This window comes from Pseudomonas sp. SWI44 (assembly GCF_002947915.1).
GTDB lineage: Bacteria > Pseudomonadota > Gammaproteobacteria > Pseudomonadales > Pseudomonadaceae > Aquipseudomonas > Aquipseudomonas taiwanensis.
This window is the reverse complement of the sequence record NZ_CP026674.1, coordinates 1,471,318-1,486,796: the sequence shown is the minus strand read 5'-3', so window position 1 is coordinate 1,486,796 and position 15,479 is coordinate 1,471,318. Positions and strand designations below refer to the sequence as shown.

General features: G+C 62.6%; 13 protein-coding genes. 9 read left to right on the top strand and 4 right to left on the bottom strand.

Annotated features, from left to right (window positions below; all coding sequences use genetic code 11):
* The first annotated feature begins 2 nt into the window (after positions 1-2).
* The 4 genes from C4Q26_RS07150 to lpxC all read left to right on the top strand — a co-directional run bounded on the left by C4Q26_RS07150 (position 3) and on the right by lpxC (position 4,419).
* On the top strand, positions 3-872 hold the full coding sequence (locus tag C4Q26_RS07150) for a cell division protein FtsQ/DivIB (RefSeq protein ID WP_023378836.1): 870 nt from the start codon (positions 3-5) through the stop codon (positions 870-872).
* Positions 873-886: 14 nt separating this feature from the next.
* Positions 887-2,143, top strand: a complete 1,257-nt coding sequence (gene ftsA / locus C4Q26_RS07145; protein ID WP_023378837.1) for a cell division protein FtsA — start codon at positions 887-889, stop codon at positions 2,141-2,143.
* Between the two features lie 55 nt (positions 2,144-2,198).
* On the top strand, positions 2,199-3,395 hold the full coding sequence (gene ftsZ / locus C4Q26_RS07140; RefSeq protein ID WP_023378838.1) for a cell division protein FtsZ: 1,197 nt from the start codon (positions 2,199-2,201) through the stop codon (positions 3,393-3,395).
* Between the two features lie 112 nt (positions 3,396-3,507).
* Positions 3,508-4,419 carry a UDP-3-O-acyl-N-acetylglucosamine deacetylase gene (gene lpxC / locus C4Q26_RS07135; RefSeq protein ID WP_023378839.1) on the top strand — a complete coding sequence of 304 codons (912 nt, stop codon included), beginning with the start codon at positions 3,508-3,510 and terminating at the stop codon, positions 4,417-4,419.
* 199 nt (positions 4,420-4,618) lie between these two features.
* Here the strand turns inward: lpxC and C4Q26_RS07130 are convergent, their stop codons facing one another.
* Positions 4,619-5,071: a DUF721 domain-containing protein gene (locus tag C4Q26_RS07130; protein WP_023378840.1), complete on the bottom strand. Its 453-nt coding sequence runs from the start codon at positions 5,069-5,071 to the stop codon at positions 4,619-4,621.
* Positions 5,072-5,398: 327 nt separating this feature from the next.
* Here C4Q26_RS07130 and secA point away from each other — a divergent pair, with 327 nt between their 5' ends.
* The 4 genes from secA (at position 5,399) to C4Q26_RS07110 (ending at position 11,235) form a co-directional block, all read left to right on the top strand.
* Positions 5,399-8,134, top strand: coding sequence for a preprotein translocase subunit SecA (gene secA, locus C4Q26_RS07125; RefSeq protein WP_027908084.1), 2,736 nt, complete (start codon positions 5,399-5,401; stop codon positions 8,132-8,134).
* 176 nt (positions 8,135-8,310) lie between these two features.
* Complete coding sequence (gene argJ, locus C4Q26_RS07120) at positions 8,311-9,528, top strand: bifunctional glutamate N-acetyltransferase/amino-acid acetyltransferase ArgJ (RefSeq protein ID WP_023378842.1); 1,218 nt, start codon at positions 8,311-8,313, stop codon at positions 9,526-9,528.
* 133 nt (positions 9,529-9,661) lie between these two features.
* Complete coding sequence (locus C4Q26_RS07115) at positions 9,662-10,294, top strand: glutathione S-transferase family protein (protein WP_023378843.1); 633 nt, start codon at positions 9,662-9,664, stop codon at positions 10,292-10,294.
* Positions 10,291-11,235, top strand: coding sequence for a Nudix family hydrolase (locus tag C4Q26_RS07110; protein WP_023378844.1), 945 nt, complete (start codon positions 10,291-10,293; stop codon positions 11,233-11,235). The genes C4Q26_RS07115 and C4Q26_RS07110 overlap by 4 nt, the downstream gene beginning before the upstream one ends.
* A 45-nt stretch (positions 11,236-11,280) precedes the next feature.
* Here the strand turns inward: C4Q26_RS07110 and C4Q26_RS07105 are convergent, their stop codons facing one another.
* From C4Q26_RS07105 to C4Q26_RS07095, 3 genes are read right to left on the bottom strand one after another with little or no spacing between them, the layout of a single operon-like run.
* Entirely contained in the window at positions 11,281-11,847 is a 567-nt protein-coding gene (locus C4Q26_RS07105) for a cob(I)yrinic acid a,c-diamide adenosyltransferase (protein WP_023378845.1), read from the bottom strand.
* A 1-nt stretch (position 11,848) separates the two neighbouring features.
* Positions 11,849-13,879, bottom strand: coding sequence for an ATP-binding protein (locus C4Q26_RS07100; protein WP_023378846.1), 2,031 nt, complete (start codon positions 13,877-13,879; stop codon positions 11,849-11,851).
* Positions 13,880-13,917: 38 nt separating this feature from the next.
* Complete coding sequence (locus C4Q26_RS07095) at positions 13,918-14,835, bottom strand: putative 2-dehydropantoate 2-reductase (protein WP_104882922.1); 918 nt, start codon at positions 14,833-14,835, stop codon at positions 13,918-13,920.
* 98 nt (positions 14,836-14,933) lie between these two features.
* Between C4Q26_RS07095 and C4Q26_RS07090 the strand changes: the two genes are divergently transcribed.
* On the top strand, positions 14,934-15,419 hold the full coding sequence (locus tag C4Q26_RS07090) for a YajQ family cyclic di-GMP-binding protein (protein ID WP_023378848.1): 486 nt from the start codon (positions 14,934-14,936) through the stop codon (positions 15,417-15,419).
* The last annotated feature ends 60 nt before the right edge of the window (positions 15,420-15,479 follow it).

The following is a 15,479-nucleotide window of genomic DNA, read 5'->3' as shown; positions in this document are numbered from 1 at the left end:
CCATGCAAGGCGCGATGATACGTCAGCAGCAACCCGTTACCGGCCGTAGCAAGCCGGTGCCGCGTGGTGCCAGCCGACTGGTGGCCGACGAGCCCGTATCGGCGCGCCTGCCTCGGCCAAGCCTCGGTGGTCTCAAGCGCCTGCTGTGGCCCGTGCTGCTGGTGGCGGCGGGCTTTGGTGCCTACGAAGGCGCCATTCGCCTCATGCCTTACGCCGACCGGCCGATCACCAAGATCGCCGTACAAGGCGACCTGAGCTACATCAGCCAGCAGGCGGTGCAGCAACGGATCGCGCCGTACGTGGCGTCGAGCTTCTTCAGCGTCGACCTGACGGCGATGCGCGCAGAGCTCGAGCAGATGCCATGGATCGCCCATGCCGAGGTTCGCCGGGTATGGCCGGACGAGGTGGTGATTCGCCTTGAGGAACAGTTGCCGGTTGCGCGCTGGGGGGACGAAGCCTTGCTCAACAACCAAGGCCAGGCCTTCACCCCGCGCGAGTTGGCCAACTACGAGCACCTGCCGCAGCTGTTCGGGCCGCAGCGCGCTCAGCAACAAGTCATGCAGCAGTATCAGGTATTGAGCCAGATGCTGCGCCCCCTGGGCTTTTCCATCGCTCGCCTGGAGCTGCGCGAGCGGGGCAGCTGGTTCCTGACCACAGGCGCGGGTAGCGCCGGGTCGGGTGTCGAGCTGCTGTTGGGGCGCGATCACCTGGTGGAGAAGATGCGCCGTTTCATTGCCATTTACGATAAGACACTCAAAGAGCAGATCACCAACATCGCCCGCATTGATCTGCGTTATTCCAACGGACTTGCCGTTGGTTGGCGGGAACCGATTGCACCGACGACGGCCCAACCCGCCGTTGCGAAGAATTAGAGAGAGGCAGGACCATGGCAAACGCGCATAGCGGCAAAATGATCGTCGGGCTGGACATCGGCACCTCCAAGGTGGTGGCGCTGGTGGGTGAAGTGGCCGAAGACGGCACCCTGGAAATCGTGGGTATCGGCACCCATCCGTCCCGTGGCCTGAAGAAAGGCGTGGTGGTGAACATCGAGTCCACCGTGCAGTCGATCCAGCGCGCGGTGGAAGAAGCGCAGCTGATGGCCGGTTGCCGCATCCACTCCGCATTCGTCGGCGTGGCCGGCAACCATATCCGCAGCCTGAACTCCCACGGTATCGTCGCCATTCGCGATCGCGAAGTGAGTCTCGCCGACCTTGAGCGGGTACTCGACGCTGCCCAGGCCGTGGCCATTCCGGCCGATCAGCGCGTGCTGCACACCCTGCCGCAGGACTACGTGATCGATAACCAGGAAGGCGTGCGCGAGCCGCTGGGCATGTCCGGCGTTCGTCTGGAAGCCAAGGTCCACGTGGTCACCTGCGCAGTCAATGCGGCACAGAACATCGAGAAGTGCGTGCGCCGCTGTGGCCTGGAAATTGACGACATCATCCTCGAGCAACTGGCCTCGGCCTACTCGGTGCTGACCGACGACGAGAAAGAGCTGGGCGTGTGCCTGGTAGACATCGGTGGTGGCACGACCGATATCGCCATCTTCACCGAAGGCGCCATCCGCCACACCGCGGTGATCCCGATCGCGGGCGACCAGGTGACCAACGACATCGCCATGGCCCTGCGCACGCCCACCCAGTACGCCGAGGAAATCAAGATCCGTTACGCCTGCGCCCTGGCCAAGCTGGCCGGCGCTGGCGAGACCATCAAGGTGCCAAGCGTGGGCGACCGTCCTCCGCGCGAGCTGTCGCGTCAGGCCCTGGCCGAGGTGGTGGAGCCGCGTTACGACGAGCTCTTCACCCTGATCCAGGCCGAGCTGCGTCGCAGCGGCTACGAGGACCTGGTGCCAGCCGGCATCGTCCTTACCGGTGGCACCGCGAAGATGGAAGGTGCCGTGGAACTGGCCGAAGAAATCTTCCACATGCCGGTACGCCTTGGCGTACCGCACAGCGTTCGGGGACTGAGCGACGTGGTGCGCAACCCGATCTATTCCACTGGCGTGGGCTTGCTCACCTATGGCCTGCAGAAGCAGACCGAGGACTTGCCCCTGACCGGTAACAGCAGCAGCAACAGCTATGGCGATGAACCGAAGGCCCCAGTGCTTGAGCGCTTCAAGCGGTGGGTCCAGGGCAACTTCTAAGTTTCAAAGCAGTAGTGGTAGGCGCGACAACTAGAGAACTGTAAGGAGAGGGAAAATGTTCGAGCTCGTAGACAACGTCCCGCAAAGTCCGGTCATCAAGGTGATCGGCGTTGGCGGTGGCGGCGGCAACGCCGTCAACCACATGGTGAAGAGCAACATCGAAGGCGTCGAGTTCATCTGCGCCAACACCGATGCTCAAGCGCTGAAAAACATCGGCGCGCGCACCATCCTGCAACTGGGTACCGGTGTGACCAAAGGCCTGGGTGCCGGTGCCAATCCGGAAGTCGGTCGTCAGGCCGCGCTGGAAGACCGTGAGCGTATCGCCGAGGTGCTGCAGGGCACCAACATGGTGTTCATCACCACTGGCATGGGGGGTGGTACCGGTACCGGTGCGGCGCCGATCATCGCCGAAGTGGCCAAGGAAATGGGCATTCTCACCGTTGCCGTGGTGACCCGTCCGTTCCCGTTCGAGGGCCGCAAGCGCATGCAGATCGCCGATGAAGGCATCCGTATGCTGGCGGAAAGCGTTGACTCGCTGATCACCATCCCTAACGAAAAACTGCTGACCATCCTGGGCAAGGATGCCAGCCTGCTGTCTGCCTTCGCCAAGGCCGACGACGTGCTGGCCGGCGCCGTTCGCGGTATTTCCGACATCATCAAGCGTCCGGGCATGATCAACGTCGACTTCGCCGACGTGCGTACCGTGATGGGCGAGATGGGCATGGCGATGATGGGCACTGGCTGCGCCAGCGGTCCGAACCGTGCTCGCGAGGCGACCGAGGCAGCCATCCGCAACCCGCTGCTCGAAGACGTCAACCTGCAGGGCGCTCGCGGTATCCTGGTCAACATCACCGCAGGTCCCGACCTGTCGCTGGGCGAGTACTCCGATGTGGGTAGCATCATCGAAGCCTTCGCCTCCGACCACGCGATGGTCAAGGTCGGTACCGTTATCGACCCGGACATGCGCGACGAGCTGCACGTCACCGTGGTCGCCACTGGCCTGGGCGCTCGTATCGAGAAGCCGGTCAAGGTGGTGGACAACACCCTGCAGACCGCCCAGCAGGTATACGAGTCGTCCAACCCTGCGCCTGCGCGTCAGGAGCAGCCAGCGGTCAACTACCGTGACCTGGAGCGTCCGACCGTGATGCGCAACCAGGCCCATGCAGGTGCCGCCGCGGCAGCTAAACTCAACCCACAGGATGATCTGGACTACCTTGATATTCCGGCATTCCTGCGTCGTCAGGCTGATTAATGGAATTTATCAGGGGTATAGGGGTGATTGGTGTTCAGCAAAGGCCGGGTCTGTTATCATCCCCAGCCTTTGTTGATACCTGTTCGCAATTTGCGCTGAAGCGGCCAATGCCATGATTAAACAACGCACCCTGAAGAATACCATCCGTGCCACAGGTGTCGGTCTGCACTCCGGGGAGAAGGTCTACCTGACCCTCAAGCCTGCGCCTGTTGACACCGGCATCGTCTTCCGTCGCGCCGACCTCGACCCTGTGGTCGAAATCCCGGCGCGCGCGGCCAACGTCGGTGAGACAACCATGTCGACGACGCTGGTCAACGGTGACGTCAAGGTCGATACGGTCGAGCACCTGCTCTCCGCCATGGCGGGCCTGGGCATCGATAACGCCTACGTCGAGCTCTCCGCCTCGGAAGTGCCGATCATGGATGGCAGCGCCGGTCCCTTCGTATTCCTGATTCAGTCTGCTGGCCTGGAAGAACAGGACGCAGCCAAGAAGTTCATCCGTATCCTGCGCGAAGTGACAGTGGAGGAGGGCGACAAGCGCGCTACCTTCCTGCCGTTCGACGGGTTCAAGGTGAGCTTCGAGATCGACTTCGACCACCCGGTGCTGCGCAACCGGACCCAAAGTGCCAGCGTCGACTTCTCCAGCACGTCGTTCGTGAAGGAAGTCAGCCGCGCCCGTACCTTTGGTTTCATGCGTGACATCGAGTACCTGCGCAAGCACAACCTCGCGTTGGGCGGCAGTGTCGAGAACGCCATCGTTGTCGACGAAGACGGCGTGCTGAACGAAGACGGCCTTCGCTATGAAGACGAATTCGTCAAGCACAAGATCCTCGATGCCATCGGCGACCTTTACCTGCTGGGCAACAGCCTGATCGGCGAGTTCAAGGGCTTCAAGTCCGGACACGCGCTGAACAACCAGCTGCTGCGCAAGCTCATTGCTGAAAAAGATGCCTGGGAAGTGGTCACTTTCGAAGATGCCAGTACGGCACCGATCTCGTACATGCGCCCTGTTGCGGCCGTGTAAGTTCGAACACTCTCTAGTTCATTGAGGCCACCTTCGGGTGGCCTTTTTATTGCCTGGATCGTGTGGTGTCGGGAGGAAGGGCTCCCACCTCTGTTTCGGGCCAGTCATGCCTGCGGGATGCGCGCGCGACCGCTTCGGCGCCTGGCACGTTATCGCGCGCATCTTCGGTAGAAGCGAGCCTTGCTCGCGATGCGCCTGGCTACTTCTCTCGGGCGTGCGCGGCCAGTCGTTCCAGTGCGGCGCGCAACTTGGGGTCAGCAATGCCCTCGGCGGTGTCACGCAAGCTCTCGGCCGCCGTGCTCGACAGCTCGATGGCATGTCCGCCACGCTTGGCAGGCACCAGCGGCGGCTGCACCTTGAACAGGATACGGGAGAGGTTGCCGAACGCTTCCATGGCCTGTAGCTGGCGCATCAGGCGCTTTTGCTGATAGCGCAGGCGTGTAGCCCAATGACCGTCGGTCACCACCAGTAACAGCGTGCCGTCGCGCCACGATGCCACATGGCAGTGCTCGCGGGCGGCTGGTTGCAGCTGGCTTTCCAGTAGGCGCTGCAAGTGCTCCAGGCGCTCGGCCTGGTTCAGTAACAAGCGCAGCGGGCGGTTCTGGCGCAACAGGGCAGAGGGCGGCTGGGCGGGAGTGGGTTTGTAGGCCATGGGGTACGCACGCGGTTACAAGATCGGCAGTCTAACATTTCCGGCACCCTGGCTGGCCTCATCGCCGGCTGGCCGGCAATACGTCGGTGCAGACCCTGCGGGATACGAGTCATTCGCGATACGTTTCATGAACACAAGGGTTGAACTCAGTGAAAATGACCCTATCTTAGAAACGCCCCCGCCAAAGCGCTGTGCCAGCATCGTGGAAATCCACCACTTTCCTCACCATCGTTTCCGGGTAGAATGCTCGTTCGCATGCGGCCTCAGGGCTGCACGGGCGACTCATGGGGCCGCCCTCCATCCCTACGTGTGGAAGATCCTGCCGATATGTTTGCGCCTTTGTTAAAGAAACTTTTTGGAAGCAAGAACGAGCGTGAAGTCAAACGCATGCTCAAGACGGTGAACATCGTCAATGCTCTCGAAGAGAAGATGGTGGCCCTCTCCGACGAGCAGCTGCGGGGCAAGACCGCAGAGTTCAAGGAGCGCCTGGCCAAAGGCGAGACACTGGACCAATTGCTGCCCGAGGCCTTCGCCGTTGCCCGTGAGGCCGGCAAGCGAGTCATGGGCATGCGTCACTTCGATGTGCAGCTGATCGGCGGCATGACCCTGCACGAGGGTATGATCGCAGAAATGCGCACCGGCGAAGGCAAGACCTTGGTCGGTACCCTGGCCGTCTATCTCAATGCATTGTCCGGCAAGGGCGTGCATGTCGTGACCGTCAACGACTACCTGGCCCGCCGTGACGCCAACTGGATGCGTCCGCTGTACGAATTCCTCGGCCTGACCGTTGGCATCGTATCGGCCTTCCAGCCGCCGGAAGAGAAGCGCGCCGCCTACGCCGCCGACATCACCTACGGCACCAACAACGAATTCGGTTTCGACTACCTGCGCGACAACATGGCCTTCAGCCAGGAAGAGAAGTTCCAGCGTGAACTGAACTTCGCCGTGATCGACGAAGTCGACTCGATCCTCATCGACGAAGCCCGTACCCCGCTGATCATCTCTGGCCAGGCCGAAGACAGCTCGAAGCTGTACATCGAGATCAACCGCCTGATCCCGCGCTTGAAGCAGCACATCGAAGAGGTCGAAGGTCAGGTCACCCAGGAAGGCCACTTCACCATCGACGAGAAGAGCCGCCAGGTCGAACTCAACGAGGCCGGTCACCAGTACATCGAAGAGATGCTGACCCAGGCCGGTCTGCTGGCCGAGGGCGAAAGCCTCTACTCGGCGCACAACCTGGGCCTGCTGACCCACGTCTACGCCGGCCTGCGTGCGCACAAGCTGTTCCACCGCAACGTCGAGTACATCGTCCAGGACGGCCAGGTCCTGCTGATCGACGAGCACACCGGCCGTACCATGCCAGGCCGCCGTCTGTCCGAGGGCCTGCACCAGGCCATCGAGGCGAAGGAAAACCTGAACATCCAGGCCGAAAGCCAGACGCTGGCTTCGACCACCTTCCAGAACTACTTCCGTCTCTACACCAAGCTGTCCGGCATGACCGGTACCGCCGATACCGAAGCGTTCGAATTCGCCCAGATCTACGCCCTCAACGTGATGGTCATTCCGCCTAACAAGCCGCTGGCGCGCAAGGACTTCAACGACCTGGTCTACCTGACCGCGGACGAAAAATATGCCGCGATCATCGCTGACATCAAAGAGAGCCTGAGTCATGGCCGTCCGGTACTGGTAGGTACCGCGACCATCGAAACGTCCGAGCACATGTCGAACCTTCTGAAGAAGGAAGGCATCGACCACAAGGTACTGAACGCCAAGTACCACGAGAAGGAAGCCGAGATCATCGCCCAGGCCGGCGCGCCAGGTGCGCTGACCATCGCCACCAACATGGCCGGTCGCGGTACCGACATCCTGCTGGGTGGCAACTGGGAGGCCGAAGTGGCGGCCTTGGAGAACCCGACCGCCGAGCAGATCGCCCAGATCAAGGCGGATTGGCAGAAACGTCACCAGCAAGTGATCGAGGCTGGCGGCCTGCACGTCATCGCTTCCGAGCGTCACGAATCCCGCCGTATCGACAACCAGCTGCGCGGCCGTTCCGGTCGTCAGGGCGACCCGGGTTCGAGCCGCTTCTACCTGTCGCTGGAAGACAGCCTGATGCGTATCTTCGCCTCCGACCGGGTGAAGAACTTCATGAAGGCCCTGGGCATGCAGTCCGGCGAGGCTATCGAACACCGCATGGTGACCAACGCCATCGAGAAAGCCCAGCGCAAGGTCGAAGGCCGCAACTTCGACATCCGCAAGCAGTTGCTCGAATACGACGACGTGGCCAACGAGCAGCGCAAGGTGATCTACCACATGCGCAACAGCCTGCTGGCCGCCGAGAACATTGGCGATACCATCGAAGAGTTCCGCAAGGAAGTCCTGGATGCCACCATCAGCCAGCACATTCCACCGCAGTCGCTGCCTGAGCAGTGGGACGTGGCTGGTCTGGAAGCGTCGCTGGCCAGCGATTTCGCCATGAAGCTGCCGATCCAGCAGTGGCTCGACGAGGACGATCACCTCTACGAGGAGACCCTGCGCGAGAAGCTGCTGAACGAGATCACCCGCGCCTACACCGAGAAGGAAGACCAGGCCGGCATCGAGGCCCTGCGCACCTTCGAGAAGCAGATCCTGCTGCGCGTGCTGGACGACCTGTGGAAAGACCACCTGTCGACCATGGACCACCTGCGTCACGGTATTCACCTGCGTGGTTACGCGCAAAAGAACCCGAAGCAGGAGTACAAGCGCGAATCGTTCACCCTGTTCCAGGAACTGCTCGAGTCGATCAAGCGCGACACCATTCGTGTGCTGTCCCACGTTCAGGTGCGTCGCGAAGATCCAGCCGAAGAGGAAGCCCGTCTGCGTCGCGAGGCCGAGGAGCTGGCCAGCCGCATGCAGTTCCAGCACGCCGCTGCCCCTGGTCTTGAAGCCGAGCAGCAGAGCGAGGAGGGCGCCGAAGTGGCCGTGGCTGCCGCGCCGGTGCGCAACGAGCAGAAGCTGGGCCGCAACGAGCCGTGCTGGTGTGGTTCGGGCAAGAAGTTCAAGCATTGCCATGGTCAGATCGAGTGATCTGACCTGAGGGGCCGCTCTGCGGCCCTATCGCGACACAAGGCCGCTCCCACAGGTACTGCGCCCAGCTCATCGGCGGCGTGGTATCCGGTGGGAGCGGCTTTGTGTCACGAAGGGGGCGCCAAGCGGCCCCGCTCTACACATTGTTCTCAAACCCTATTTCTAGGAGCGCTCTAATGGCTGTTGGTCTTGGTCCTTTGCCCACCTTGCACCCGGTTCCGGGTTTCGAACTCGGTATTGCATCCGCGGGCATCAAGCGTCCCGGGCGCAAGGATGTGGTGGTCATGCGCTGTGCCGAAGGCTCCAGCGTCGCAGGTGTGTTCACCCTCAATGCCTTCTGCGCAGCGCCGGTGATCCTGTCCAAGCAGCGTGTGCAGGGCACCGTGCGCTACTTGCTGACCAACACCGGCAACGCCAACGCCGGTACCGGCGCTCCTGGTCTGGCCGCTGCCGAGCGTACCTGCGCCAAGCTGGCGGAACTGGCCGGCGTACCTGCCGAATCGGTACTGCCGTTCTCTACCGGTGTCATCGGTGAGCCGCTGCCGGTAGAGAAGATCGAAGGCGCCCTGCAGGCCGCCCTGGACAACCTGTCGGAAAACAACTGGGCTGAAGCCGCCACCGGCATCATGACCACCGACACCCTGCCCAAAGGCGCCAGCCGTCAGTTCCAGCACGATGGCGTGACCGTCACCGTGACCGGCATCAGCAAGGGCGCGGGCATGATCCGTCCGAACATGGCCACCATGCTCGGTTATATCGCCACCGACGCCAAGGTCGCACCGGCGGTGCTCAAGGACCTGATGCTCGATGGCGCCAACAAGTCGTTCAACCGCATCACCATCGACGGCGACACCTCGACCAACGATTGCTGCATGCTCATCGCCACCGGCAAGGCCAACCTGCCGGAGGTCACCCAAGCCAGCGGTGCGCTGTTCGAAGCCCTGAAAAAGGCGGTGTTCGAGGTGTGCATGGAAGTGGCTCAGGCCATCGTCCGTGATGGCGAAGGCGCTACCAAGTTCGTCACCGTTCAGGTCAATGGCGGCGGCAACCACCAGGAGTGTCTGGACGTCGGTTACGCCGTGGCCCACTCGCCGCTGATCAAGACCGCGCTGTTCGCGTCCGACCCGAACTGGGGCCGTATTCTGGCTGCAGTGGGCCGCGCCGGTGTGCCGGAACTGGATGTCAGCCTGATCGACGTGTACCTGGACAACGTCTGCATTGCCAGCAAAGGCGGCCGCAGCCCAAGTTACACCGAAGACCAGGGTGCCAAGGTGATGGCCCAGGAGGAAATCACCATTCGCATCGAGCTGGGCCGTGGCCAGTGCAGCGAAACCATCTGGACCACCGACCTGTCCCACGAGTACGTGAAGATCAACGCCGAATACCGTACCTGATACAAGGTCCTGTTCGCCGGTAAGTCAGCTCCTGCAGGTGCAATGTCCACAGGAGCCGGCTTGCCGTGGTGCCGAACCGCGGCGATAGCCTGCCAGGCAGCCGCCACTCACCCGCATTCAATGGAGCCGACCCATGAGCTATCACCTGATCATCGGCGACAAACGCTATTCTTCGTGGTCGCTACGTGGCGCCCTGGCCCTCGAGCTGGCTGGCGCGGACTATGAAGAAACGCTGATCAAACTCAACCAGCCAGACACCCGCCAGCGCATCCTTCAGTACTCCGCTACCGGCAAGGTGCCATTGCTCAAGACCGAGCACGGCGTGATCGCCGATTCCCTGGCGATTGCCGAATACCTCAACGAACGCCACCCCGCTGCCCAGCTATGGCCTGCAGATATCGCAGCGCGTGCGCAGGCCCGCTCGGCCTGCGCTCAGATGCACAGCGGGTTCACCGCCTTGCGCAGTGCCATGCCTTTCGACTTGTCCCGAGACGCCGCCCTGGAGAGCATCCCGCTGGAGGTGCAAGTGGACATCGATCGTATCGTCGCGTTGTGGTCGGAGTGCCGCCTGGTGGCCAAGGACAGTGGCCCGTTCCTGTTCGGCAAGCCGACCCTGGCCGATGCCTTCTTCGCGCCGGTCGCCGTACGCCTGCGTACCTATCGAGTCGATGTGCCGGCGCATGCGGCGGCCTACATCGAAACCCTCTACCAGTGGCCGGCCTTCCAGGCCTGGCAGAAAGCAGGACTCGCGGAGCGTGAAGGGTGAAACGGATTCATGTCGTAGCAGCGGTCATTCGCGGTGGTGACGGCCGGATCCTTATCGCCCGGCGTGCCGATAGCCAGCATCAGGGTGGCCTGTGGGAGTTCCCTGGGGGCAAGGTGGAGGAGGGCGAAGGCGTCGAGTCGGCGCTGGTCCGCGAGTTGCGCGAGGAGTTGGGCATCGAGGTGACCCGTTCGCGACCGCTGATCAAGGTCAGCCATGACTACCCGGACAAGCAGGTGTTGCTGGATGTCCATGAAGTCGACGCCTTCACCGGCGAACCTCATGGTGCCGAAGGGCAGCCGCTGGCCTGGGTAGCCCCGCGTGATCTTGGGCAGTACGCGTTCCCGGAAGCCAACAAGCCGATCGTCGCTGCCGCGCGGTTGCCGGATCAGTATCTGATTACCCCGGACGGGCTTGAGGTACCCGAGATGCTCAAGGGCATCCAGAAGGCCGTCGCCTCGGGTATCCGTCTGATCCAGCTGCGGGCACCGGACATGTACGACCCCAAGTACCGGGATGTGGCGGTGGACGCGGTTGGCCTTTGTGCTGGCAAGGCGCAACTGATGCTCAAGGGGCCGCTGGAGTGGCTGGGCGACTTCCCCGCGGCTGGTTGGCACCTCACCGCCGCGCAGTTGCGTAAGTATGCGGCCAAGGGCCGACCGTTCCCGACGGCGCGTTGGCTGGCGGCGTCCTGCCATAATGCAGAGGAACTGGCGTTGGCCGAACGGATGGGCGTGGACTTCGTCACCCTGTCGCCGGTTCAGCCGACCCAGACCCATCCAGAGGCGGCGCCACTGGGCTGGGATGCGGCGCGGCAGATGATTGCCGGTTTCAACCAACCGGTATTCTTGCTGGGTGGGGTTGGACCCAGTGAGCGCGAGCGTGCCTGGGACGTCGGGGCACAGGGCGTTGCGGGGATCCGGGCCTTCTGGCCTGAGGTCTGAACGGCGGGGCCGCTGAGCGGCCCTTGCGCGACACAAGGTCCACCGTCAGTCTGGCGTCTTCCCTGTAGGCTGCCACAAAACCTCAGCGATTCCTTGGCGGCGCCCAATGATGCGGGCCGCCACGAACAGCAGATCGGAAAGCCGGTTGATGTAGGCCAGGCCCACGCCTTCGAGCGGTTCTACGGCGTTCAACTGCTGACACCGGCGTTCCGCAGTGCGGGCCAGGCTCCGACACACATGGGCCTGGGCCACCAGAGCAGAGCCGCTGGGCAGAATGAAATTCTTCAACGGCCCCAGCTCTTCGTTCCACACGTCGATGGCGGCTTCCAGTCGCTCCACCTCGGCCTGGTCCAGCGCCTGGTAACTTGGCATTGCCAGCTCGCCACCCAGGTCGAACAACCGATGCTGGCACGGCGCAAGCACCTCGCTCACTTCATCCAGCCCTTGTTCGGCCAGGCCGGCCAGTAGTAGCCCAAGCTGGCTGTTAAGACTGTCCACTTCGCCGATCGCCTCGATCCGTGGATGGTCCTTGGGGACGCGACGACCGTCGCCCAGGCCGGTTTCGCCTTTGTCGCCGGTGCGTGTGTAGATCTTTGAAAGGCGGTAGCCCATGTCATGCCTCCGTTGTGCCTGGCGCCGCCGTGGTCGGCTGGCCGAGGGGCAGGCGCAGAGTGAAGCAGGTGCCTTGGCCCGGCGTGGACTGCACCTCCATCTGCCCTTTGTGGTTGTTGGTGATGATGAAATAAGAGACCGACAACCCAAGGCCTGTACCCTGGCCCACTTCCTTGGTGGTGAAGAAGGGCTCGAACATGCGCTTGCGCACTGTTTCGGGCATGCCGATGCCGTTGTCTTCCACTTGGATTTCCGCCCAAGGCGGATTGAGCCGGGTACGCAGCGTGATGCGTCCGGGTTCGCAAGGTTGCGGGCGCTGGTGAATCGCCTGGGCGGCGTTCTTCAGCAGGTTGAGCAGTACCTGTTCGAGCTCGTTGGCGGTGCAAGGGACCGGCCCCAGCTCAGGGTCGAACTGGCGGACGATGGCTTGTCCTTTGAAGTCGAAACCGATGGTGAGGTCGAAGTCGTTGCTGGCGATGTCCACTGCCTGATCGATCAAGGCGGGCAGGTCGCACGGCGCCAGTTGCCGATTGCTGCGGCGACTGAAGCTGAGCATGTGGGTAACGATCTTCGCCGCACGCGTGCCGGCCTGCTGGATGCCGTCGAGTAACTGAGGAACGTCGCGGCTCTCCAGATAGCGATTGACGTTGGACAGGTCGATGCCCAGCTCGCTGGCTTGCTCCTGGTTACGGGGCAGCTCTGGCGACAGGCGCCGTCGGATGTTCTGCACGTTGTGCAAGATGGCGCCCAACGGGTTGTTGATCTCATGGGCCATGCCTGCGGCCAGGCCGCCGACCGACAGCATCTTCTCCGACTGCACCATCATTTCTTCCAGTGACAGGCGTTGAGTGATGTCGTCGATGCGGATCACCACGCCGCGGCCGCCGCCGCCCATCAACGGGTAGAACGTCAACGCGTAATGGCGCAGGTCGTCCCCCTTGGGCCAGGTGACCCGCTCTATCTTGGCTACGCGGTGCTTCTCGACGCTTTCCTTGAGCTGCGGCAGGAAGGGCTTGAGCGGCTCGAAGGCGATGAAGATCGGCTGGTTCAGCGCTTCGTCCAGGGGCGTGCCGGAGAGCACCGTGGCCTCATGGTTCCATTGGGTGACGTAGAGCTGCTCGTCCAGGGCGATCAGGGCCGATGGCATCGAGTCAATGATGCTGTTGAGGTAGTTCTGGAAGCCGGTGAGCTTTTTCTCGATCTTGCTGCGTACCTGAACTTCCAGTTCCAGTTTACGGTTGGTGTGGCGGGTTTCCTCGGCAAGACCCTGGGCCTGGTCATAGGCCGTCTGGAATTCATCTCGGGCGCGCTTGAGTTGCTGCTCTCGCGCCTCGATGCGCGACAACATGGTGTTAAAGGCTTCGGCCAGACTGCCGATCTCGTCCTCGTTGCCACGCTTGGCACGCAGGGCGTAGCTCTCTTCGCGGGTGACCTGGCGGCTGAGTTCCTCGAGCTGGTTGATCGGCTGTGTGATCAGCCGCTTGATCTGTCTGGCGATGACCACCCACAACAGGATACTGAATATCAGGATGGCCAGGCTGGCGCTGAGCGTGCCGGTGTAGAAAGCGGTCGGTAGCTCGCTGCTGGCCACCAGCAGCAGGTGGGCTGGCGGACTGGCGTCCCGGGGGATGCGGATCAGTTGCGTACTGCGAAACTCCATCAGCCGCCAGCCGTCGATATTGCGGTAGCGCTTGGGCAAGGTCAGTGGGTCGCCATGCTGGAGCTGCGCGAGCATGCGGCCGTCACCGCCGTAGATCGCGGCGGCGCGCAGAGGGGTGTAGCTGTCCAGTTCCTTGAGCAGGGCGCTGGCCGACTCCGGGCTATCGCCCGCGCGGGTCGACAGCTGGGGGTTGGCCACCAGCCGGCCGATGGTCTGCAGTGCCTGGGGCGCCATGCTCTCCTGGGTGATCCAGTAGGCGGCGCTGATGAACGTCAGGTTGGCCACCAGCAAAATGGTGACCAGCAGTACCAGCAGGGCAGCCAGCAGTTTCTGACCTACCGGGAGGTTTTCCAGGCGTTGGCGCAGGGTCATGGGCAAGGCAATGTCCGTATCGGGTTCAATGGCCAGCGTCAGGCGCTGGGCAAGCCGCGGGCCTGCAGGTTATCGACCAGGCGCTGGTGCAACTGTTCCAGCTGCGGCAGGGCTACGCCATGACGGGTGGCGACCCGGCATGCATGGCCGAGCAGGTAATGCACCTCGGTACGTCGGCCGGCCCGCACATCCTGATACATGGAAGAGTAGTTGGCGGCGGTGGCGAGGATCACCCGCTGTACTTCTTCATCGAGGTTTTCCGCTGCCTGGGGCTGACCGCAATAGCACAGCAGCGCGCCCAGCTCGGCGCAAACGGCGTCGACTTCCGGTAGATGCCCCAGCAACCCGCCGTTGTGACAATCATGCAGCACGGTCAGCGGGTTGATGGCGCAGTTCAGCGCGAGTTTGCGCCACAGCCGGGTAAGGATATCCACCGTCCATTCGGCGGGAATCCCCGCCTCATGCAGGTCATCGAACCATTCCGGCGTGCTGGGGTTGACCGGGTCGCCCAGCCAGTTGAAACCATGGCCGGCAAAGCGGACCCGCCAATCATCCTCACGGAACGCGCCTTCGGTGCTCGAGGCGAAGATGCACCGGGCATGGGGGACCTGGTCGGCCACCTCATCCTGGCTACCCAGGCCATTTTGCAGCAGCACGATTTCTGCGCCTTCGGCCAGCCTGGGCGCCAGGTGAGCGACGGCTGGCGCGGCGTCATACGCCTTGCAGGCGACCAGCAGGCGGTGGATCGGCCCGTGGGCCGCAGCGGTTTCGGCGGGTATCGCGTAACGGTTCGAGAGGTCCTGCTCGAGCAGGGTCAGCCCTCCGGCTTGCTGATAAGCCTTCAGGCGACGCTCATCGCGCAGGATCAACCGTACTGCCTTGCCTGCCCGTGCCAGGCGGCAGGCCCACAGGCTGCCGAGGCTGCCGGCGCCGAGAATATGCCAGGTGCTGCTCATCTGCGTTTCGCAACCCGTTATAATGAGCTCGCATTTTAACCGTCAAACCCCGCGCGCTCCATCTTCACGCCGAGCGCGCTTTTATTTTGGAGAACAACATGCCTTCGTTCGACGTGGTATCGGAACTGGACAAGCACGAAGTGCAGAACGCTGTCGACAACGCCATCAAGGAACTGGACCGTCGCTACGACCTCAAGGGCAAGGGCAGCTTCGAGTTCAAGGAAAAGGAGCAGACCGTGCTTTTGACCGCCGAAGCCGAGTTCCAGCTTGAGGCGATGGTCGAGATCCTGCGCCTGGCCCTGGTCAAGCGCAAGATCGACGTAAAGTGCCTGGAAGTGAAGGACGCTTATCCTTCGGGCAAGGAAATGAAGCAGGAAACCAAGTTCCGCGAAGGGATCGACAAAGACTTGGCCAAGAAGATCGTCGCTACCATCAAGGACGGCAAGCTGAAGGTCCAGGCCGCCATCCAGGGCGAGCAGGTACGCGTCACCGGCAAGAAGCGTGACGACCTGCAGGAAGCGATCGCCCTGCTGCGCACCAAGGAATTCGACATGCCGCTGCAGTTCAACAACTTCCGCGATTGATCTGTCCGGCGCAGGAACCTTGGTGGCGTATTGATGTCCACCGGTTCCTGCGGCCGCTGA

Bases quoted from the DNA above. Each gene is read 5' to 3' on its own strand.
- C4Q26_RS07150 (WP_023378836.1), top strand. From the start codon at position 3: ATGCAAGGCGCGATGATACGTCAGCAGCAACCCGTTACCGGCCGTAGC.
- ftsA (WP_023378837.1), top strand. From the start codon at position 887: ATGGCAAACGCGCATAGCGGCAAAATGATCGTCGGGCTGGACATCGGC.
- ftsZ (WP_023378838.1), top strand. From the start codon at position 2,199: ATGTTCGAGCTCGTAGACAACGTCCCGCAAAGTCCGGTCATCAAGGTG.
- lpxC (WP_023378839.1), top strand. From the start codon at position 3,508: ATGATTAAACAACGCACCCTGAAGAATACCATCCGTGCCACAGGTGTC.
- C4Q26_RS07130 (WP_023378840.1), bottom strand. From the start codon at position 5,071: ATGGCCTACAAACCCACTCCCGCCCAGCCGCCCTCTGCCCTGTTGCGC.
- secA (WP_027908084.1), top strand. From the start codon at position 5,399: ATGTTTGCGCCTTTGTTAAAGAAACTTTTTGGAAGCAAGAACGAGCGT.
- argJ (WP_023378842.1), top strand. From the start codon at position 8,311: ATGGCTGTTGGTCTTGGTCCTTTGCCCACCTTGCACCCGGTTCCGGGT.
- C4Q26_RS07115 (WP_023378843.1), top strand. From the start codon at position 9,662: ATGAGCTATCACCTGATCATCGGCGACAAACGCTATTCTTCGTGGTCG.
- C4Q26_RS07105 (WP_023378845.1), bottom strand. From the start codon at position 11,847: ATGGGCTACCGCCTTTCAAAGATCTACACACGCACCGGCGACAAAGGC.
- C4Q26_RS07100 (WP_023378846.1), bottom strand. From the start codon at position 13,879: ATGACCCTGCGCCAACGCCTGGAAAACCTCCCGGTAGGTCAGAAACTG.
- C4Q26_RS07095 (WP_104882922.1), bottom strand. From the start codon at position 14,835: ATGAGCAGCACCTGGCATATTCTCGGCGCCGGCAGCCTCGGCAGCCTG.
- C4Q26_RS07090 (WP_023378848.1), top strand. From the start codon at position 14,934: ATGCCTTCGTTCGACGTGGTATCGGAACTGGACAAGCACGAAGTGCAG.